Consider the following 19,252-nt stretch of genomic DNA (forward strand, 5'->3'; position numbering starts at 1 on the left):
TACAATGAATGGCTGCGCGAGCCCCCCGCGTGCCTGTGAATCCGCGCCCGGCGCGGCTGCCCCATGATCATCCGACCCCGTCCCCACGGCTGGCAACTGCTGTACATCCTGCGCGGTTCGATCGTCAAAGCGATCGCGCCCAAGGTGCTGGCCATCCTGATCCTGTCCATCGCCGTGGCTGCGGTGGTGGAACTGGCGCCGCCGACCGGCATCGAACGCGTGTCGGTCACGCCGTTCACGCTGCTCGGCTTGGTGCTGTCGATCTTCCTCAGCTTCCGCAACAGCGCCTGCTACGAGCGCTGGTGGGAAGGCCGCAAGCTGTGGGGCCAGCTGGTCTACGAATCGCGTTCGCTGGCCCGCCAGGTGAACCTGCTGCTGGCCGATGACACCGGCCGCCGTCGCCGCATCGCCTACGTCACCACCGCGTTCGCCCACGCCCTGGCCGGGCGCCTGCGTGGGCGCATCGTGGCGCTGATGGCCCTGCCGTGGCTGGACAAGCGCCAGCGCGAACAGCTGGGCCAGCGCGAGAACGTGCCCGACGCGCTGCTGGCGATGATCGCCGCCGAACTGGCCCAGGCGCTGCGCAGCGGTGAGCTCGATCCGATCCTCTACACCCAGCTGGAAGAGCGCCTGCACGCGATGTCGTCGATCCAGGCCGGCTGCGAGCGCATCCTCACCACGCCGCTGCCGTTCGCCTACACCCTGCTGCTGCACCGCTGCGCGTGGATGTTCTGCGTGCTGCTGCCGTTCGGCCTGGCCAGTTCGCTGGGCTGGGGCACGCCGGTGCTGTCGGCGGTGCTGGCTTATGCCTTCTTCGGCCTGGACCAGCTGGGCGAAGAAATGGAAGACCCCTTCGGCCTTGAGCCGAACGATCTGCCGCTGGACGCGCTGGTGCGCACGATCGAGATCGACCAGCTCGATGCGCTCGGCGAACGCCCGTTGCCCGAACCCCTGCTGCCGCAGGGCTACCTGTTGCAATAGCCACTCCTCGGAGCCTGCCATGTCCCACCCGCTGTACCGCCCGCGCCGCATGCGCCACGACGAGTTCTCGCGCCGCCTGATGCGCGAGAACACGCTGACCACCGACGACCTGATCTACCCGGTGTTCGTGCACGAACTGGCCGGCCGCACCGCAGTGCCGTCGATGCCGGGCGTGGAGCGGCTGTCGATCGAAGAACTGCTGAAGGTTGCCGAAGAGGCGCTGGAGCTGGGCATTCCGGTGATCGACCTGTTCCCGGTGATCGACCCGTCGCTGAAGTCGCTGGACGCATCGGCCGCCTGGGCCGAGGACGGCCTGGCGCAGCGTGCGATCCGCGCGCTGAAGTCGCGCTTCCCGGAGCTGGGCGTGATGACCGACGTGGCGCTGGACCCGTACACCACCCACGGCCAGGACGGCATCATCGATGACAAGGGCTACGTGCTGAACGACATCACCGTGGAAGCGCTGGTCAAGCAGTCGGTGTCGCACGCCGAAGCCGGGGTCGACATCGTCTCGCCGTCGGACATGATGGACGGCCGCATCGGCGCGATCCGCCGTGCGCTGGATGCCGACAACCACATCAACGTGCGCATCATGGCCTACTCGGCCAAGTACGCCTCGGCGTTCTACGGCCCGTTCCGTGATGCGGTGGGTAGCGCGGCCAGCCTCGGCAAGGCCGACAAGAAGACCTACCAGATGGACCCGGCCAACGGCGACGAGGCCCTGCGCGAGATCGCGCTGGACCTGGAAGAGGGCGCCGACATGGTGATGGTCAAGCCGGGCATGCCGTACCTGGACCTGGTGCGCCGGGTGAAGGAGACATTCGGTGTGCCGACCTTCGCCTATCAGGTGAGTGGCGAGTACGCGATGATGAAGGCCGCCTTCGCCAACGGCTGGCTGGACGAACGCGCCTGCGTGCTGGAGTCGCTGCTGGGCTTCAAGCGGGCCGGCGCCGACGGCGTGCTGACCTATTTCGCGCCGCAGGTGGCGCGATGGCTGCGCGAGCGTTGACAATAGCGACACGATAGACGGAGGACTGCGATGGCGCCCGAACTGGGATGGATGCAATGGCTGATCTGGAGCACCGGAACACTGGTGTTCGGCGCCATCATCGTCGGTGTCTTCATCGCCGCCTGGCGGGCCGGCAAGCGCCCGCCGGAACAGCTCTCCGCTGCCCGCCACGTGGCCCGTGAGCAGGCGCTGCCGGACAGCGTGCAGGCCGAGCTGGCCGCGTTGAACCAGCGCAAGGACAACGGCCAGCTGAGTGAGCTGGAGTACGAGCAGCAGCGCGCCAAGGTGTTGTCTCGCTGACGGGTGGGTGCCAACCTTGGTTGGCACCTTGGCGTGCCGACCAAGGTCGGCACCTACCCCGCGATCATCTACGCATCGCGTGGATCTATCGCACGCACCTGGCACCCCCATCGCCCTGGTAGTCGCCAACCTTGGTTGGCGTCTGCCGTTACCGCGCGCCTGGCACGCACCCGGCCACCGCCGCCCTCTTCGGCACCGCCAAGCGGTACACGTCCACGCCACCGGCGCGCGGCGCCTTCGCCGCGCTGCTGGCCACCAGCATCTCGCCCGGCTTGGCGTTGTCGATCACCGGCGCGCCGGTCCAGCCGCCGGTCTGGTTGAACGACAGTCCCAACGGCTGCAGGGCCGCGCCACTCCACGCGCAGCCGCTGCTCCACACCTGTGCGGTCGTGCCGCTGCCGCGGCTGAACACCACCGCGCCGTCGTTGCCCAGCCAGTCGCCGTCGGTCTCGTCGTCGGCGCTGTTCAACGCGGCCAACGCGGTGGCTGGGCCACGCACGCCCTGCGCGTCCAGTGACGCCACGAACAGGTCCCAGCCCGCGCCGCGACCCTGCTCGCGGGCAAACAACAGCCGCTTGCCGTCCGCACTCAGGGCCGGCCCGCGCTCTTCCCGGCGCCCACCATCGCCCGCCAAGGGCTGCGCCTTCCCGAGCTGGCCGTCGGCTTCCACCGTGGCCCGGTACAGCGCCAGCGCGCCCTCGCGGCCGGCCGCGAACAGCAGCCAGCGGCCATCACGGCTGAAGTAGGGATCGCGGGCCTCGCCGGCCACGCCCACCGGCAGCGCCTGCGCCTGCTGCCAGCGGCCCTCGACCACGCGCGCCTGCCACAGGCCCCAGCCCGCCTCGCCGCGGCGTGCAAAGACGATGCGCTGGCCATCGGGACTGATCGTGGCGCGGCCCTCGTCGGCACGGGTGGAGACCACGCCCATGCCTTCGATGCCGTACTCGTTCAACGCCATCGCCACGGGGGCAGAGAGTAGACTGGCGGCAAGCACCAGCAGGGGCGGGGTGATGCGCATCATCCGGGTCCGTGCACGAAAGAGCATCAGTCTAGCCAGCTTGAGGATTCCATGACCGACCGTTACGCCGTCTTCGGACACCCCGTTGCCCACTCGAAGTCGCCGCAGATCCACGCGACGTTCGGTCGCCAGGAAGGCATCAGCATCGACTACCGTGCAATCGACCTGGCCCCTGATGCGTTCCTGGCCGGCCTGGAAGCCTTCGCCGCCGAAGGCGGTGTCGGTGCCAACGTCACCTCGCCGCACAAGGAAGCCGCGTTCTCGGTGTGCACCACCCTGACCGCGCGCGCGCGCCGCGCCGGCTCGGTCAACACGCTGCTGCGCAAGGGCGACCGCTGGCACGGCGATACCACCGATGGCATCGGCCTGGTGCGTGACCTGACCGACCGCCATGGCCTGGACCTGCGTGGCCGCCGCGTGCTGCTGATCGGCGCCGGCGGTTCCGCGCGCAGCGTCGCGCCGGCGCTGCTCGATGCCGGCATCACCGAGCTGGTGGTGGTCAACCGCACACCGGAACGCGCCGATGAACTGATCGACGCGATGGGCGAACCGGGCCGCGCGATCAGCCGCTACTGGGAAGACCTGCGTGACCTGGGTGACTTCGAGCTGATCCTCAATGCCACCTCGGCCGGCCGCGACCGCGACGTCGAGTTCAAGCTGCCGCTGTCGCTGGTCAACTCGATGACCACCGCCGTCGACCTCAACTACGGCGAGGCTGCCATCGCCTTCCTGGCCTGGGCACGCGCGTCGAACTGCCGCAATACCGTGGATGGGCTGGGCATGCTGGTCGAACAGGCCGCCGAGAGCTTCCTGCAGTGGCATGGCGTGCGCCCGCAGACCGATGAGGTCTACCAGTCGCTGCGCCAGGGCTCGGCCGTGCTGGCCGGCGAGGACTGATCGATGGACGGCACAACCCTGCTGGTGACCGTGCTGAGCATGGTGGGCGTGCGCCTGCCGGTGCTGATCGCGCTGTGCATCGGCCTGGTCTGGGTGGTCGGCGCGCCGCGCGATGCCACCCGCACCGGCGCCCTGGCCGGCCTGCTGCTGTTGCTGCTGTCCAGTCTTGGCGGCCTGGCAGCGGGCATCCTGCCGATGTGGCTGGTCAGCAGCGGCAACTTCGGCGCCGTGTCGGGCATCGGCACCATCCTCGGCGTGCTGCACTTCGCGCTGGCAATGGTTGAAGCCATCGGCGTGGTGCTGCTGGTGTGGGCGCTGGTGCGCCTGCTGCGGCTGCGTGGCAACGTGGTGCAGTGACCTCCCGGTGACGGCCCTGGTCTGTCCCCAGCAGCGTCCGGCGTGTTCATCCGGCCGCCGGGTGTCGTCGCTGGCTTGTTCAGGCAGGCAGCGGCGGCGGTCGTGGCCGGCCATGCGACAATGACCGGCCTGATCCAGCTACGGTAGTTCCCGGCGTGACCGAAACCGTCGCCGCTCCGCGCATGCTCGATGACGCCTTGAAGGACGCGATCCGCAAGGCGTACACCACGCTGCAGGCCAATACCCCCGGCTTCTCCACCCGCCGCTCGCAGAGCCAGATGATCGGCGTGGTGTCGCGTGCGCTGTCGAAAAGTGGCGGCGTCGGCGTGGTCGAGGCGCCCACCGGCGTCGGCAAGAGCCTGGGCTACCTCACCGCAGGTGTACCGATCGCGCTGGCCACCAGGAAGAAGCTGGTGATCAGCACCGGCACCGTGGCGCTGCAGTCGCAGCTGGTCGAGCGCGACATTCCGAATTTCCTCAAGGCCACCGGCCTGGAAGCGACCGTGGCGCTGGCCAAGGGCCGCACCCGCTATCTGTGCACGCGCAATGCTGCCGAGGCACAGGGTGAGGGCTCGCAGGGCGGCATGTTCGAGGATGACGCGCCGCTGTTCGATCGGCCGCTGGCGCCGATCGAAATGGACATCGCCAAGCGCCTGACCGACGCCTTCACCAGCGGCAGCTGGGATGGCGACATCGACAACGCACCGGAGACCATCAGCCCCGGCCTGCGCAGCCGCATCACCACGCCGGCCTCGGGCTGCGCCGGGCGCCGCTGTGCCTATTCGGCGCAGTGTGCGGTGCTGCGTTCGCGCAACACCGTGCGTGATGCGCAGATCGTGGTCACCAACCACGCGCTGCTGCTGTCGGCGCTGTCGATCGGCGACAGCGACAACGGCCAGCCGTTGATTGCGCCGCCGTCGGACATGCTGCTGGTGCTGGACGAAGGCCATCACATCGGCAACGTGGCCATCGACCAGGGTGCGGCCAGCCTGGCGCTGGATGAAATGGCCAAGCGCACCGGCCGCCTGCAGATCCTGATTGCCGGTGCCTACCGCGCAGTCGACAAGGACCGGCTCGGCAACCTGCTGCCCAACGAAGCCATCGAGGTCGCCAGCAACGTGGCCAAGCAGCTGCGCGCGTTCCGTGACCACATCGAGCGGGTGTGGATGCCGGCGCCGGCCGACGAGGAACCAATGTGGCGCGCGGCCAACGGGCGCCTGCCCGAGGCCTGGCGTGAGCCGATCGAGGCGCTGGCCGACGATACCCGCAGTCTCTACAACTGGGCGCATGCCGCCACCGCGCAGGTGGCCAAGGGCAAGCCGGACGATGCCGCACGCGAGCGCCTGCAGCGCAATCTGGGCATGGCGCTGGAGATGATCGAGCAGCAGTACAACCTGTGGCAGGCGTGGCGCCGCGAGGACAAGGACGGCGCGCCGCCGATGGCGCGCTGGGTCACCGCCACCCGCGACGGCGACCTGGTGCTGCACGGCTCGCCGGTGTCGGCCGCGCACGTGCTGCGCAAGCTGCTGTGGGATGAAGTGGACTCGGTGGTGATGACCTCGGCGACGCTGACCGGCGGTGGCGATTTCCAATCGCTGGCGATCGACAACGGCATTCCCGAAGAGGCCGAGATGGTCTCGCTGTCGTCGCCGTTCGACCTGCCCAACCAGGCCGAGCTGATCGTGCCGAAGTTTCCGGTCACCCCCGACGATCGCGAAGGCCATCCCCGCGAAGTGGCGCGCTACCTGGACACCGAGCTGGACTGGGCCAAGGGTTCGATGGTGCTGTTCACCTCGCGCTGGAAGATGGAGAAGGTGGCCGGGCTGATGTCGGCCGCGCGCCGCAAGCAGGTGCTGGTGCAGGGCGAGATGTCCAAGACCCGGCTGATCGACGAGCACCTGCGCCGCGTGGCCGCAGGCGAGGGTTCGGTGCTGTTCGGACTGAACTCGTTCGGTGAAGGCCTCGACCTGCCCGGCGAAGCCTGCACCACGGTAGTGATCACCCAGGTGCCGTTCGCCGTGCCGACCGACCCGCAGACCGCCACCCTCAGCGAGTGGTTCGAAGGGCGTGGGCTGAATGCCTTCAACCTGATCGCCATTCCGCACGCGCTGCGCACGCTGACCCAGTTCGCCGGCCGCCTGATCCGCACCTCCACCGACACCGGCCGCGTGATCATCCTCGATTCGCGGCTGCTGACCCGCCGCTACGGCAAGCGCATCATCGACGCGCTGCCGCCGTTCAAGCGCGTGATCGGCTGACACGGGGTCGGGTCCCTTCCGCAGGAAAGGCTCTGACCCCACCACGCACTCTGCTGTTCAACCGCCCAGCGGATTCCGGCAGGCCTGGTTGCCCATCGCATTGTGGTAGTCGCGATCAAAGCAGCGCAGGAAACCATCGAGCACGTCCAGGTTGGGCGGCCACGGCACATCCACCTTCTGCCCGCCGGCGGTCGTGAAATGATAACGCCCATTCTTCAGCGCCCTGGCAATCTGCTCCGGCGCAGGAATCGCAATCAACCTTGCTCGCGCGTTCTCCAGCGCCGCACGATCGCGCCGCAGGAAGGCGATCGTGCCGTCCACGTAGGCGTTCCAGTAACCGGGGTCGGTGTCGGTGGGCTTGTAGGTGCGCTGCATCAGCGCCACCGCCTGCGGGTACTGGCCCGCCTCCGCACGCATCTGGCCTTCATGCCACAGAATCATGGTGTTGCCCGCAGCCTTGGGCAACGCAGCATAGGCGGCGAGCAGATCAGCGGCTTCACGGTGGCAGCCGCGGTCGGCCAGCGTGCGCCAGCCACCTTCCAGGTCCTGATCGAACGCATCCGGTTCCATCGCCAGCATCGCTGCACGGTCGTAGCGGCAGTCGGGTGCTTTTGGCGGTTCTGTCGACGTGCCCATGGCAGCGGCCAGCGCAAAGGAAAGCAACATCATCGCAACCTCCGTGTTGGTGACTTCCTGGACCACCATAACGGATCAGGATGGGTAGTGCCGGCCGCTGGCCGGCAGCCTCATCGATCTGGGCCGTCACGGTGCAGGTGCCGGCCAGCGGCCGGCACTACCGTATGGCGGTCAATCACCCAGCAGGGCGGTGTTGCGCACGGCGCCCTTGTCGGCGCTGGTGGCGAGCAGGGCGTAGGCCTTCAGCGCGCTGGTGACCTTGCGCGGGCGCGGCGCACGCGGTTTCCAGCCGCTCGCATCGGCGTCGGCGCGGCGTTGGGCCAGCGTGGCCTCGTCCAGCAGCAGGTCGATGCGGCGGGCGGGGATGTCGATGCGGATGCGGTCGCCATCTTCCACCAGACCGATCGTGCCGCCGCTGGCGGCTTCCGGCGAGACGTGGCCGATCGACAGGCCCGAGGTGCCGCCGGAGAAGCGGCCGTCGGTGAGCAGCGCGCACTGCTTGCCCAGCCCCTTCGACTTAAGATAGCTGGTCGGGTACAGCATTTCCTGCATGCCGGGGCCGCCCTTCGGCCCTTCGTAGCGGATCACCACCACATCGCCCGGCCGCACCTCGTCGGCGAGGATGCCGGCCACGGCGGCGTCCTGGCTTTCATAGACACGCGCGGGGCCTTCGAACACATGGATCGATTCGTCCACGCCGGCGGTTTTCACCACGCAGCCATCGACAGCCAGGTTGCCGCGCAGCACCGCGAGGCCGCCCTCCAGCGAATACGCATGTTGCAGCGAACGGATGCAGCCCCCGGCGCGGTCCAGGTCCAGCGTCGGCCAGCGCGTGGCCTGGCTGAAGGCCTCCTGGGTGGGAATGCCGGCTGGGCCGGCCTTGAAGAAGGTGTGCAGGGTGTCGTTGTCACTGCGCACCACGTCCCAGCGTTCCAGTGCGTCGGCCAGGCTGGCGCTGTGCACGGTTGGCACCGTGGCATCGAGCAGGCCGGCGCGATCCAGCTCACCGAGGATGCCGAACACGCCGCCGGCGCGGTGCACGTCCTCGATGTGGTACTTCGGTGTGTTCGGCGCCACCTTGCACAGCTGCGGGACGCGTCGCGACAGCGCGTCGATGTGGGTCAGGTCGAAGTCGACCTCCGCTTCCTGCGCTGCGGCCAGCAGGTGCAGGATGGTGTTGGTGGAGCCGCCCATGGCGATGTCCAGGGTCATCGCGTTGGCGAACGCGGCCTGGGTGGCGATCCCGCGCGGCAGCGCGCTCGGGTCTTCGCCGCCGTACCAGCGATGGCAGAGCTCGACGATCAGGCGGCCGGCGCGGCGGAACAGCGCCTCGCGGTCGGCATGGGTGGCCAGCGTAGTGCCGTTGCCGGGCAGCGACAGGCCCAGTGCTTCGGTCAGGCAGTTCATCGAGTTGGCGGTGAACATGCCCGAGCAGGAGCCGCAGGTGGGACAGGCGCTGCGCTCGAACGCGGCCACCTTCTCGTCGGAGGCGCTGTCATCGGCGGCCACCACCATCGCGTCGACCAGGTCCAGCTTGTGCTCGGACAGCCTGGTCTTGCCCGCTTCCATCGGCCCGCCGGAGACGAACACCACCGGGATGTTCAGGCGCAGCGCGGCCATCAGCATGCCAGGGGTGATCTTGTCACAGTTGCTGATGCACACCAGCGCGTCGGCGCAGTGCGCGTTGACCATGTACTCCACGGCGTCGGCGATGATCTCGCGGCTGGGCAGCGAGTACAGCATGCCGTCGTGGCCCATCGCGATGCCGTCGTCCACGGCGATGGTGTTGAATTCCTTGGCGACACCGCCGACCTGTTCGATCTCATGCGCGACCAGCTGGCCAAGATCCTTCAGGTGCACGTGGCCGGGCACGAACTGGGTGAAGGAGTTGGCGATGGCGATGATCGGCTTGTGGAAGTCGCCGTCCTTCATGCCGGTGGCACGCCACAGGGCGCGGGCGCCGGCCATGTTGCGGCCGGCGGTGGAGGTGCGGGAACGGTACTCGGGCATGGCGGGCGGAACGGGCGGGCCGTACGACGTGGGGGGCAGCCGATCATGGCCAATTTTTTCGGTTGCTGCTGCAACCACCGGAGGTGGTCCGGCCGGGCTGCGCCCGGCACCCGCAGAGGCAACGTCCACGTCAACGCCAAAGGCGGGCGCTCCGTGGGATGGCGGGGTGGGTCCGGTGGCAGGGGACGCCGTTAACCCGTCCATGGGGGCTTGGTCGCCGCATCCATGCGGCTCACACCCCTGCCACCGGACCCACCCCGCCTTCGACGTTTCCTGTGGCTGTTGGTAGGTGTCGATCCTGGTCGACACGATGGATCCACGTCATGCGTGGCTGATGGGGAACGACGAAAATGAAAGGCCGTTCATCTTTCCCACTTTGCCGATTCCGGTTGCTGGCCCGGATTTGGCATCATTGGGGCATTGATCCGTCGACAGGGCATGAGGCCATGAAACGTTCCCGCACCACCGCGCTGCTGCTGATGAGCGCTGCGCCGCTGCTGTTCACCGCCTGCCAGAAGGAGCCGGAGGTGAAGGTGCAGGAAGGCCTGTATACCTCGGTCGAGGCCTGCACCGAGGCCACCGGTGATCCGTCGTCGTGCCGCAATGCCTTTGCCGAAGCGCAGAAGCAGGCCGCCGATGCGGCACCGAAGTACGCCAGCAAGGAAGCCTGCGAGAAGGACTACAAGCCGGAACAGTGCGTGCAGCAGCACACCTCGGCCGGCACCTCGTTCATCGGCCCGATGATGATGGGCTTCTTCATGTCGCAGATGCTGAGCAACCGCGGCGGCCTCGCCCCGCAGGCGCCGGCGTCGTCACCGGCTTACCAGGACAAGAACGCTGGCTGGGCGCGCCCGGCACCGGGCGGCACCGGTGGCCTGAACACCGCCAGCGGCATCGGCGCCGGCAAGGCCGGTCTGGCACCGGTCACCAGCGAACCGAACCGTGCGGTCACTGCCAGCCGTGGTGGCTTCGGCAACACCAGCGCACGCCGCAGCAGCAGCGGCAGCTACGGCGGCTGATCGACCCATGCAGCGCATCCGGATTGCCGAGCGTGCCCAGTGGCGGGCACGCGCGGAGGAAGCGGGTTTCCGTTTCCATACCATCGATGGCCAGCCCTACTGGGATGAAAGCGCGTACTACGCGTTCACCCTGCGCCAGATCGAACAGGACATCGAAGACCCCAGTGCCGAGCTGCACCAGATGGCGCTGGACCTGGTCGGTGATGTCATCGGCAGCGAGCGGTTGATGGACCAGCTGGCGATTCCGTCGCATTACCGCGACTGGATCGCCGACAGCTGGCGCCAGCGCCAGCCGCACCTTTACGGCCGCCTGGACCTGGCCTACGACGGCACCGGCCCGGCCAAACTGTACGAGCTGAACTACGATACGCCGACCTCGCTGTTCGAGGCCAGCTTCTTCCAGTGGCAGTGGCTGGAAGACCAGCGCAACGCCGGCCGCCTGCCGCAGCATGCCGACCAGTTCAATGCGATCCATGAGGCGCTGGTCGAGCGCTTCGGCGAACTGGCCACGCAGCTGCCGCCACCGCTGTACTTCAGCGCGGTGGGAAGCTCGGAAGAAGACCGCGGCACGGTCGAGTACCTGCGCGACTGCGCGTCGCAGGCCGGCCTGCATGGCCAGGCCATCGCGATCGAGGACATCGGCCTGTCCGAGGATGGCCGCTTCACCGCGCTGGATGATTCGGTGATCGGCACGCTGTTCAAGCTGTATCCGCTGGAAGACCTGATGGCCGAGGAATTCGGCCGCGCGCTGCCCGCTTCGGGCGTGCAGCTGCTGGAGCCGGCCTGGAAGGCGGTGCTGAGCAACAAGGGCATCCTGCCGTTGCTGTGGCAGCGCAACGTAGGCCATCCGAACCTGCTGGAGGCGCACTTCGATGACGGCAGCACGCTGGCCCCGGGCTGGGTGCGCAAGCCGCTGTTCTCGCGCGAAGGTGCCAACATCGAGATGCACCTGGCCGATGGCAGCACCCAGCGCAGCGACGGTCCCTACGATGGCCCGGCGATCATCCAGCGCGCCCATCCGCTGACCCGCTTCGAAGGCGGCTACCCGCTGATCGGCAGCTGGGTGGTGGGTGACCACGCCTGCGGCATCGGCATCCGCGAGGACGACAGCGCGATCACCCGCGACAGTGCGCGCTTCGTGCCGCACGCGATCGTCGACGAGGCGCCGACGCGGATCTACGTCTGATGACGGTGCAGCGCTGGCCTGGCCGGCATGGGCGTGCCACGCCCGTGCCGGGTCGGCATTTCGATGACGGGCGCAGCCTGCAGGCATTCGCGGACCGCGTCGCGGTGCGTTGCCATCGCTGCGACACCTCCGGTTGGGTTATCGCCAGCTGGAAACCCTATCGATGGACCGCGCGTTTCCGCTGCACCGGCTGCAGTTCTGCGTTGGATAGTGGTGACTGGGTCGGTGCGGTCTACATGCTGGGCCGCCAACCTTGTGGATTCTGTGGGTATCAGTGGCTGCATGTGCGTCGCCGGGCTCCCGCCGGAGTGCCTGCACCGGCGTGCTTCGCTGCTCGATGTGCGCAATGTGATCGCAGTACCGATGTTTCGGTCGCGGTGCGTCCGTTGCGTGACGCCGAGCCTGCCGATCCGCACTTCGGATTGCCGCTGCGCCTGGTCGAACCGACCCGCGCGGGCCTGCTCTGGGCCTATAACGCTGAACATCTGCAGGCACTGCACGAATACGCGGGCGCGACGTTGCGCGAAAGCCGCGGCCATCACCGATCCATGTTCTCGCGCCTGCCGCAGTGGATGAAGCTGGCCCGCAACCGGGTGCTGCTGCAGCGTGCGGTGGAGCGGTTGCAGCGGCGCTTGCTGCAGGGGTAGGTAGTGCCGGCCGCCGGCCGGCAGCCGAGCAAGGGCTCGGCGCTACAGACAACCCGATTCGTGTAGAGCCGAGCCTACGCTCGGCTCAGAGCAACCCTTCGCGCTTCACCGCCAGGTAGCGCTCCACCAGCGCGCCGGGCAGGGCGTCGGCGGTCACGTCCAGCACCATCACCTTCTCGCTGCGCAGTGCCTCGTGCGCCTTCGCGCGCTGCTGCAGGTACAGCGCGGCGGCACCGGCCTGGGTGGCGTCTTCCAGGGTCTGCACGTCACCCTCCAGCGCGCCGTCCAGCTCGCGCTCGCGCAGGCTGGCCACGCATACCAGGTGGCGCCGCTGCAGCAGGCGCACCGCCGCCAGCAGGTCTTCGATGTCCTCGTCGCGCACATTGCTGACCAGCATCACCAGCGCACGCCGGCGCTGGCGCAGCGATACTTCGGTGGCCGCAGCCAGGTAGTCGGTGGCCACCGCGCGCGGCTGCAGGTCGTAGCTGGCGCGCAGCAGGTGCTCGACCGTGCCCATGCCGCGCTGTGGTGCTACCCAGCGGCGTTCGCCCCCGGCAGCGTACAGGCCGGCGGCATCGCCCTGGCGCAGCGCCAGGTAGGCCACCACCAGCGAGGCATTCAAGGCATGGTCGAAGTGCGAGAGCCCGCCTTCGCTGGCCAGCATGCGTCGGCCACTGTCGAGCATCAGCAGCAACTGCTGGTTCTTCTCGTCCTGATACTCGCGCGAGATCAGCTTGCGCGCACGTGCGGTGGCCTTCCAGTCCAGCTGGCGCAGGCTGTCGCCGATACGGTACTCGCGCATCTGGTGGAAGTCGGTGCCTTCACCACGGCGGCGCTTCACGTGCGCACCGACCAGCCGCGAGGCTTGGTCGGCACTGAACAATGCGAAGCGGGTGAGCGGCACGAAGTTCGGATAGACCCGCACCTCCAGCGCCGGCGGCAGCGTGCGTTGCTGCCACCACAGGCGCCACGGCGAGCGCATGCGCAGGTGCACCCCCTCGAAGCGGAAGTGCCCACGCTGCAGCGGCTGCAGGTGGTAGTGCAGGGTGGACGCCGTACCGGCCTGCAGGCTCACGCGCTGCGGCAGCGCTTCCAGCGGCCAGCCGCCGGGCACCAGGTCGAACACCTGCACCGTCATCGATTGCTCGGCCTGCACACGCAACGCCGCCTCGCGGCGCACGCCCAGTGCCAGCGCTTCGGGCAGCTCGCGCTGCACCTGCGGCGATGCACGCCGCCACTGCCGCCACAGGTCCCACAGCGCGGGCAACGCGATGGCCACGGCCGCCAGTGCCCAGCTCCAGCGCGGCAGCCATCCGCCCAGCACCAGCCCGCCCAGGGCGGCCCAGGCCAGCAGCAGCGCCAGCAGCAGCGGGGCCGGCCTCATCGGCGCGGCGCTTCCACCTTGGCCAGCAGCGCGCCCAGCACATCGTCGGCGTCCTGGCCTTCAATCTGCAGTTCCGGGGCCAGCGCGATGCGGTGCCGCAGCGCCGGGCGGGCGATGTCGCGCACGTCGTCCGGCGTGACGAAGTCGCGGCCGGCCAGCACCGCCTGTGCGCGCGAGGCACGCACCAGCGCGATGCTGCCGCGCGGACCGGCGCCGACGGCGATGCCCGGCCACTGCCGGGTGGCGGCGACGATGCGCACCGCGTAGTCGATCACCTCGTCATCGACGGTGATCGCCGCAGTGGCACGCTGCAGTTCCAGCAGCTCGCCGGCACCGAGCACACGCGGCACCTGGCTCAGGTCGAAATCGCTGGCAGCGCGGCCGCTGGTGATCGCGGTCACCATGCGCTTCTCGTCCTCCAGCTGGGGGTAGTCGATCAGCACCTTCAGCAGGAAGCGGTCCAGCTGTGCTTCCGGCAGCGGGTAGGTGCCTTCCTGCTCCAGCGGGTTCTGCGTGGCCAGCGCCATGAAGGGCGGCGCCAGGGTGAAGGCCTTGCCCTCAATGGTCACCTGGCCTTCCTGCATTACTTCCAGCAGGGCCGACTGGGTCTTGGCCGGGGCACGGTTGATCTCGTCGGCCAGCAGCAGGTTGGTGAACACCGGGCCGCGGCGGATCTTGAAGCTCTCGCTCTTCGGGTCGTACACCGCGTGGCCACTGACGTCGCTGGGCATCAGGTCGGGGGTGAACTGCACGCGCCCGTAGTCCAGCTCCAGGGCCTGTGCCAGTGCACGCACCAGCAGGGTCTTGCCCAGCCCGGGCACGCCTTCGATCAGCACGTGGCCACCGGCCAGCAGCGCCACCAGGATCTGGTCCAGTACATCGGCCTGGCCGATGAAGGCGTGTCCAACGGCGGCGCGGATGGCATCGACGCGTTCGATCAGGCGGGCGTTGGCGGCCGCCGGCAGCTCGGGGACTTCGGTCATAGCAGGGATCTCATCTGGAGCAGCAAGCGGATACGCTCGCGCAGGGCGGAGGAATCGTGCGGCGGAGGTGGCGTCAGTGCGGCGGCAACACGGCCTTGCGGCCACTTCAGCAGTTCGGCGATGGCTTGTTCGCGTGGCGCACCATCCAGTGCGGCAGCCACCGGTGCGCGCAGGCGCAGGCGGTGCAGGAACAGGGCGAGAACGGCCTCGTACAGGCGCGTACCGTGGCCGAAACGCAGCAGCAATTCACCACTGGCGTGCACGTGTTCCAGCAGCGAACGGCGTTCCAGTACCGGTGACGGCAGCAGGCTGCCGAAGCGTTGCGAGCGGGCCCACAACCAGCCCAGCAGGGCCAGCAGCAGCGGCGCCCACAGCGGCCAGCCCTGGTAGAACAGGCGCGCCCACAGCGACGGTGGACGGCTGGCATAGATCAGCCAGACCGCACCCTTGCCGTAGTTCGGATCGAGCAGATAGCGGGTCAGGTCGCGGTGAGCCTTGTCGTGCAGGCCATCGCTGGCACCGCCGGCAGCCGCGGCCAGGCGCGCGGCAGGCGAGTCGATATCACCGCGCAGGAACTCCATGTCCGCCAGCACGCTCACTTTGCCCTGGCCATGGCGCAGGCGCGCGAACACCAGGTCACGGTCACCGCCCCAGCGGCGTTCGGCCTGCGCATTGGCGGCAAAACCCAGGGTGAAGCGGCGGCCAGCACAGAATTCAACGTGGCCAGGATCGTCGTCGACATGGAACGGCTGGCAATCGCTGCGCTGGAACAGGCTGTCCACGCCCAGCCGGTCCAGCAGGGGGCCCTGCGTGCTGCCGGCATCGTCCTCGACCGGCGGCGGTGTACGTACAAGCAGGTGGCCGCCACGGTCGACCCAGTCCAGCAGCGCGCTGGCAACGGGCGCCGGCAGTTCGCTGCTGTCCTGCAGCACCACCACCGTGTCGTGCGGACCCAGCGCCATCTGCTGCAGGTCCAGCCGCGGCCGCGAGTGCACGGCGATGCCATCAGCGCGCAGGGCCTGGCCGAGCACGTACAGCGGGTTGTAGGCCGCCTCGCCCCGTGGCGGCAGCCGGATGGTCTCGGTTACCCGCTCGTGCGTGCGCAGGTAGAGGATCGCCAGCGGTACGCCGAGCAGCACCAATGCACCGAGCAGCAGCGACCAGAACAGGCGCGGACTCATGCCTGCCACCCGTACTGCTGGCGCAGGGCATCGGCCATCGAATCGAAATCGGCGCGGCTGGGCAGGCGGCCACCGTAGGCGGCGTACTGCCACATGCGCACGATGCGCGCGAACAGGTCACGGTCGCTGGCCTCGGGCATGCGCCGCGACGCGCGCAGGCATTGCGCTTCGGTGGCACCGGGTGGAAGCGCGATACCGCTGCGCTCGCCCACCGTGCGCACGCTGGCGCGGTACAGAAGGGCCAGCGCCTGCCGCGGCCGGCCCTGGTCCCAGAGCAGGCCGGCCTGGGTGGCCACGTCCGGCGGCAGCACCACCGGCAACTCCACCTGTTCCTCCACCACCGGCGGTGCGGCCTCGGCCTTGCGTCGGCCGCTGCCCCGCAGCCATGGCAGCCACAGCCGTGCGGTCAGCAGCAGCACCAGCAGCAGGACGCCGAGCAGCCCCCACAGGCCCCATTCGGCCAGACGCGCCAGCCAGGCGATGCCGTCCTTGCGCGCTTTGCGTTCACCGTTGCTGTTGGTGTCACGCTGCAGCTGCTTGTCTTCCTTCTTCTCTTCCTCGGCCTGTTCGATCGGCTTCCAGCGGGTGACCTGGCGGGTCGGGCGCTGCAGCGGGTCTTCATAGGCGCGGTTCACTGCCTGACGGAAACCGGCGGTGTCCACCGGCGTACCGCCGAAGATCGTTGCCGGGGTGTTGGCCGGGTCGATGGTCGGTGCTCCTTCGCTTTCCTCGGCGTCGATGCCACGGTCGTTGGGCTTGCCCATGGCTCGTTCGGGCTCGGCGTCTGTGTCCTGCGCATGCACCGGTGCGGAGACCAGCGGCAGTGCCAGGCACAGCAGCAGGGCCAGCGTCGATGCCGCCGGCAGCAGCCGCTCGCGCAGGCGGCGCAGGGCGATCTCCACATCCCAGGCTTCCATCTGCGTGCGCCGGTTCAAGTACAGGCCAAAGCCCGCACCGACGAAGAACGGGCCGATCAGCACCGAGGCCAGCCAGCACGCCAGGTTGAAGCCCAGCCGTGCCCATGCGGGTGTGTCCTGGCCGATCATGTCCCATGCGGCGCGCCATGATTCGGACATCAGCTCCAGTGGCATGAACATGAACACCGCGCCGATCGCGCCGGATACCAGTACCACTTCGAAGGCCATGCAGCTCACGGTCAGCACCAGTGCCGCGCCTGCAGCCCCGGCGGCCACCGCACGGCGGCGTGGGCCGCGCTGGTCTGGTGTGTTGCCTTCCAGCAGGTTCACCGGCAGGCACAGGCTGCGCAGTACGCTGAAGCGGCGCCAACCCAGGTAGCCCCAGAAGCCGCTGTTGCCCCAGTGACGTTGCGCACGCAGCGCGGCCAGCGTGCCGACTGGTTCACCGAAGATGCCGCGCGACAGCACATACAGCGGCGCACGTTCGAACAGCGGTTTGCACCACCACATCGCCAGCCAGGCCCAGCCGAAGGCATCCAGCCACCAGCCCAGCGCGTTGAAGACCACGAACAGCGGTGCACTGGCCAGCAGCCAGCTGCCCCACAGCGCGCGCGCGTGACGGCGGGACAGCGCGGTGCCCAGCTCCATCGCTTCCCAGCCACTGCGGGCACGCAGCGCCACGTCCAGGTGGTCAATGCGCATGGCCAGCTCCACGTCCGCCGCGCCACAGCCACAGCAGCACGCCGGCCCACAACACACCGGCCACGCTGAACTTGCCCCATGCAGGTACTTCGGCGATCGATGACCAGAAGGCTTCGATGAAGGCGGCCACCAACAGCATGAAGGCGACGCCGAGGCACAGCCGCGCGCCGATGCGGCCGCCGTCGACCAGTGCATCCAGGCGGCGGCGCCGGCCCGGCGCCAGCAGCTTCATGCCCAGCTGCAGGCCGGCACCGCCAGCGATCACGATCGCAGTCAGCTCGAAGGCGCCGTGGCCGACCACGAAGCGCCAGAACGGGTCGCCATGGCCGATGTGCTGCAGGTGGCCTGCCACTGAACCGATGATCACGCCGTTGAACAGCAGCACCAGCAGCGTGCCCAGCCCGGCCAGCAGCCCGCTGGCGAAGGCGCGCAGGGCGATGCTGATGTTGTTCATGATGTAGTGGCCGAACATCATCCAGTCGGTGCCGCTGTCACGCCCCAGGCGCTCGGCGGCGGGATCGTACATGCGCTCCATTTCTGCGATCTGGCGGTTGTCCATCAGCATGTGGATCAGGTCCGGATAGACCTGCACCAGCACGAAGCAGGCCACCGCCGGCAGCGCGAACATCGCCAGCGCCGCCCACATGCTGCGCGCCTGGCTGCGCACCAGCAGCGGAAAATCGGCCACCAGGAACTCCAGGGCACGCCGCCAGCGCGTTGGCGGCGTGCGGTACAGCACGCTGTGGCCCTGCTGCATCAGCTGTTGCAGGCGTTGCACCAGCTGCGGGCTGTAGCCGCGCTCGCGGGCCAGCGCCAGCTGCTGGCACAGCCGCCGGTAGCGCTGCGGGAAGGTAGTGTCGTCCAGTGCCAGGCCGCTGGCCTTGCGGCGCGTGCGGCGTGAGGCGCCGGCACGCAGCAGCAGCCACTGCTCCAGATCCTGCCATTCCTGCTGGTAGCGGGCGACGAACTGCTCCTGTTTCATCGCCGCCCCAGCAGCCAGTTGGCCATCGCATACAGGCGCAACACGCCGACCTGGCCGTGGGTGCCGGTCAGTGGCTCGGCAATACCGGCCAGCTCCTGCTGGCGCGCCGCCGACAAGCGTGGCGCGCGCTCGGCGAAGGCCATCAGCGCGGCCTGTTCCTCTGGTCGCAGGGGCTGCGGCGGGGCCAGCACGCTGCCGATGGTCGGCGGCGGTGGCAGATACAGCGCGGGTGCATGCACCACCACAGTGCCTGCCACCAGGTCGCCCAGACGGCGGCCATGCGGATCGAACAGGCTGCTGATCAGGCCCAGCGCATAGCCGAAGGGCAGCATGTCCACCGTGCGCAGCAGGTTGCGGGTGATCGCCGCCATCCAGCCTGCCGGCGCGCCATCGCGGGACAGCACGCGCAGCCCCAGCGCACGCTTGCCCAGGGTGCGTCCCCACACTGCTTCGCAGACGATCGGGTAGGCCCAGTAGACCAGGAACATCAGCACCAGGTAGAGGCCGGAACCGAACTGGTCCAGCAGTGCCAGCGGAATCGACATCAGCACCAGTGCCGCGATGCGCACGCCGAGATCGACCAGCCAGGCCATCGCCCTCGGTACCGGGCCGGCTGCAGGCAACTGCAGCGGCACACCCTCCGGCGTTACCACCTCGCGGTAGGTATCGAGCATCGGTGCGGCCATCAGCGTGATGGCCTTCGTTGTGGGCGCCGGAGTCCTCTCCGGCAGGCAGCCACAGGCATGGGGGTCTCGACAGGTCCTGGTCGGGCCCAGACTTTAGCA

The 19,252-nt window shown here is 68.8% G+C and carries 18 protein-coding genes; 9 read left to right on the forward strand and 9 right to left on the reverse strand.

What is annotated here, in order from left to right; translation table 11 throughout:
* The first annotated feature begins 63 nt into the window (after positions 1–63).
* Genes AC5P6A_RS09045 through AC5P6A_RS09055 form a run of 3 tightly spaced genes read left to right on the forward strand, consistent with a single transcriptional unit; the run spans position 64 to position 2,290 of the window.
* Positions 64–981, forward strand: a complete 918-nt coding sequence (locus AC5P6A_RS09045; protein WP_019661664.1) for a bestrophin family protein — start codon at positions 64–66, stop codon at positions 979–981.
* Between the two features lie 19 nt (positions 982–1,000).
* On the forward strand, positions 1,001–1,990 hold the full coding sequence (hemB, locus tag AC5P6A_RS09050; protein ID WP_006400669.1) for a porphobilinogen synthase: 990 nt from the start codon (positions 1,001–1,003) through the stop codon (positions 1,988–1,990).
* Between the two features lie 30 nt (positions 1,991–2,020).
* Positions 2,021–2,290: an SHOCT domain-containing protein gene (locus AC5P6A_RS09055; protein ID WP_171952498.1), complete on the forward strand. Its 270-nt coding sequence runs from the start codon at positions 2,021–2,023 to the stop codon at positions 2,288–2,290.
* Positions 2,291–2,438: 148 nt separating this feature from the next.
* On the opposite strand, the gene AC5P6A_RS09060 is transcribed toward AC5P6A_RS09055, so the two are convergent.
* Complete coding sequence (locus tag AC5P6A_RS09060; RefSeq protein ID WP_171952499.1) at positions 2,439–3,311, reverse strand: TolB-like translocation protein; 873 nt, start codon at positions 3,309–3,311, stop codon at positions 2,439–2,441.
* Between the two features lie 48 nt (positions 3,312–3,359).
* Here AC5P6A_RS09060 and aroE point away from each other — a divergent pair, with 48 nt between their 5' ends.
* The 3 genes from aroE to dinG all read left to right on the forward strand — a co-directional run bounded on the left by aroE (position 3,360) and on the right by dinG (position 6,820).
* Positions 3,360–4,205, forward strand: coding sequence for a shikimate dehydrogenase (gene aroE / locus AC5P6A_RS09065; RefSeq protein ID WP_111099155.1), 846 nt, complete (start codon positions 3,360–3,362; stop codon positions 4,203–4,205).
* A 3-nt stretch (positions 4,206–4,208) separates the two neighbouring features.
* Positions 4,209–4,562, forward strand: a complete 354-nt coding sequence (locus AC5P6A_RS09070) for a hypothetical protein (protein WP_134730918.1) — start codon at positions 4,209–4,211, stop codon at positions 4,560–4,562.
* A gap of 182 nt (positions 4,563–4,744) precedes the next feature.
* Positions 4,745–6,820, forward strand: a complete 2,076-nt coding sequence (gene dinG / locus AC5P6A_RS09075; RefSeq protein WP_180876501.1) for an ATP-dependent DNA helicase DinG — start codon at positions 4,745–4,747, stop codon at positions 6,818–6,820.
* 57 nt (positions 6,821–6,877) lie between these two features.
* Here the strand turns inward: dinG and AC5P6A_RS09080 are convergent, their stop codons facing one another.
* Complete coding sequence (locus AC5P6A_RS09080; protein ID WP_100479126.1) at positions 6,878–7,489, reverse strand: hypothetical protein; 612 nt, start codon at positions 7,487–7,489, stop codon at positions 6,878–6,880.
* A 138-nt stretch (positions 7,490–7,627) separates the two neighbouring features.
* On the reverse strand, positions 7,628–9,466 hold the full coding sequence (gene ilvD, locus AC5P6A_RS09085; protein WP_332329389.1) for a dihydroxy-acid dehydratase: 1,839 nt from the start codon (positions 9,464–9,466) through the stop codon (positions 7,628–7,630).
* A gap of 446 nt (positions 9,467–9,912) precedes the next feature.
* Here ilvD and AC5P6A_RS09090 point away from each other — a divergent pair, with 446 nt between their 5' ends.
* From AC5P6A_RS09090 to AC5P6A_RS09100, 3 genes are read left to right on the forward strand one after another with little or no spacing between them, the layout of a single operon-like run.
* Entirely contained in the window at positions 9,913–10,485 is a 573-nt protein-coding gene (locus AC5P6A_RS09090; protein WP_021203331.1) for a DUF1190 domain-containing protein, read from the forward strand.
* 7 nt (positions 10,486–10,492) lie between these two features.
* Positions 10,493–11,671 carry a glutathionylspermidine synthase family protein gene (locus AC5P6A_RS09095; protein WP_134730924.1) on the forward strand — a complete coding sequence of 393 codons (1,179 nt, stop codon included), beginning with the start codon at positions 10,493–10,495 and terminating at the stop codon, positions 11,669–11,671.
* Complete coding sequence (locus AC5P6A_RS09100) at positions 11,671–12,318, forward strand: hypothetical protein (RefSeq protein WP_346474348.1); 648 nt, start codon at positions 11,671–11,673, stop codon at positions 12,316–12,318. The genes AC5P6A_RS09095 and AC5P6A_RS09100 overlap by 1 nt, the downstream gene beginning before the upstream one ends.
* 85 nt (positions 12,319–12,403) lie before the next feature.
* On the opposite strand, the gene AC5P6A_RS09105 is transcribed toward AC5P6A_RS09100, so the two are convergent.
* The 6 genes from AC5P6A_RS09105 to AC5P6A_RS09130 are packed head-to-tail and all read right to left on the reverse strand — an operon-like array spanning position 12,404 to position 19,153.
* The gene (locus tag AC5P6A_RS09105) at positions 12,404–13,702 is read right to left on the reverse strand and encodes a DUF58 domain-containing protein (protein ID WP_188249733.1); all 1,299 of its coding nucleotides are present in this window, start codon (positions 13,700–13,702) and stop codon (positions 12,404–12,406) included.
* Positions 13,699–14,685, reverse strand: coding sequence for an AAA family ATPase (locus tag AC5P6A_RS09110; RefSeq protein WP_134730930.1), 987 nt, complete (start codon positions 14,683–14,685; stop codon positions 13,699–13,701). The genes AC5P6A_RS09105 and AC5P6A_RS09110 overlap by 4 nt, the downstream gene beginning before the upstream one ends.
* On the reverse strand, positions 14,682–15,866 hold the full coding sequence (locus AC5P6A_RS09115; RefSeq protein WP_346715008.1) for a DUF4350 domain-containing protein: 1,185 nt from the start codon (positions 15,864–15,866) through the stop codon (positions 14,682–14,684). Before AC5P6A_RS09115 ends, AC5P6A_RS09110 begins: the two co-directional genes overlap by 4 nt.
* On the reverse strand, positions 15,863–17,485 hold the full coding sequence (locus AC5P6A_RS09120; RefSeq protein ID WP_346715009.1) for a DUF4129 domain-containing protein: 1,623 nt from the start codon (positions 17,483–17,485) through the stop codon (positions 15,863–15,865). Before AC5P6A_RS09120 ends, AC5P6A_RS09115 begins: the two co-directional genes overlap by 4 nt.
* Positions 17,475–18,467, reverse strand: coding sequence for a stage II sporulation protein M (locus AC5P6A_RS09125; protein ID WP_346715010.1), 993 nt, complete (start codon positions 18,465–18,467; stop codon positions 17,475–17,477). Before AC5P6A_RS09125 ends, AC5P6A_RS09120 begins: the two co-directional genes overlap by 11 nt.
* Positions 18,464–19,153 (reverse strand): RDD family protein, encoded by a 690-nt coding sequence (locus AC5P6A_RS09130; protein ID WP_019661651.1) that lies wholly within the window; start codon positions 19,151–19,153, stop codon positions 18,464–18,466. The genes AC5P6A_RS09125 and AC5P6A_RS09130 overlap by 4 nt, the downstream gene beginning before the upstream one ends.
* Positions 19,154–19,252 lie beyond the last annotated feature (99 nt).

It is taken from the genome of Stenotrophomonas sp. YJH_SMC_20 (genome assembly GCF_059367845.1).

Coding starts and splice junctions, on each gene's coding strand:
- AC5P6A_RS09060 (WP_171952499.1), bottom strand. CDS start 3,311: ATGATGCGCATCACCCCGCCCCTGCTGGTGCTTGCCGCCAGTCTACTC.
- AC5P6A_RS09095 (WP_134730924.1), top strand. CDS start 10,493: ATGCAGCGCATCCGGATTGCCGAGCGTGCCCAGTGGCGGGCACGCGCG.
- AC5P6A_RS09070 (WP_134730918.1), top strand. CDS start 4,209: ATGGACGGCACAACCCTGCTGGTGACCGTGCTGAGCATGGTGGGCGTG.
- AC5P6A_RS09105 (WP_188249733.1), bottom strand. CDS start 13,702: ATGAGGCCGGCCCCGCTGCTGCTGGCGCTGCTGCTGGCCTGGGCCGCC.
- ilvD (WP_332329389.1), bottom strand. CDS start 9,466: ATGCCCGAGTACCGTTCCCGCACCTCCACCGCCGGCCGCAACATGGCC.
- AC5P6A_RS09045 (WP_019661664.1), top strand. CDS start 64: ATGATCATCCGACCCCGTCCCCACGGCTGGCAACTGCTGTACATCCTG.
- aroE (WP_111099155.1), top strand. CDS start 3,360: ATGACCGACCGTTACGCCGTCTTCGGACACCCCGTTGCCCACTCGAAG.
- AC5P6A_RS09120 (WP_346715009.1), bottom strand. CDS start 17,485: ATGCGCATTGACCACCTGGACGTGGCGCTGCGTGCCCGCAGTGGCTGG.
- AC5P6A_RS09080 (WP_100479126.1), bottom strand. CDS start 7,489: ATGATGTTGCTTTCCTTTGCGCTGGCCGCTGCCATGGGCACGTCGACA.
- AC5P6A_RS09115 (WP_346715008.1), bottom strand. CDS start 15,866: ATGAGTCCGCGCCTGTTCTGGTCGCTGCTGCTCGGTGCATTGGTGCTG.
- AC5P6A_RS09125 (WP_346715010.1), bottom strand. CDS start 18,467: ATGAAACAGGAGCAGTTCGTCGCCCGCTACCAGCAGGAATGGCAGGAT.
- AC5P6A_RS09100 (WP_346474348.1), top strand. CDS start 11,671: ATGACGGTGCAGCGCTGGCCTGGCCGGCATGGGCGTGCCACGCCCGTG.
- dinG (WP_180876501.1), top strand. CDS start 4,745: ATGCTCGATGACGCCTTGAAGGACGCGATCCGCAAGGCGTACACCACG.
- AC5P6A_RS09055 (WP_171952498.1), top strand. CDS start 2,021: ATGGCGCCCGAACTGGGATGGATGCAATGGCTGATCTGGAGCACCGGA.
- AC5P6A_RS09130 (WP_019661651.1), bottom strand. CDS start 19,153: ATGGCCGCACCGATGCTCGATACCTACCGCGAGGTGGTAACGCCGGAG.
- AC5P6A_RS09090 (WP_021203331.1), top strand. CDS start 9,913: ATGAAACGTTCCCGCACCACCGCGCTGCTGCTGATGAGCGCTGCGCCG.
- hemB (WP_006400669.1), top strand. CDS start 1,001: ATGTCCCACCCGCTGTACCGCCCGCGCCGCATGCGCCACGACGAGTTC.
- AC5P6A_RS09110 (WP_134730930.1), bottom strand. CDS start 14,685: ATGACCGAAGTCCCCGAGCTGCCGGCGGCCGCCAACGCCCGCCTGATC.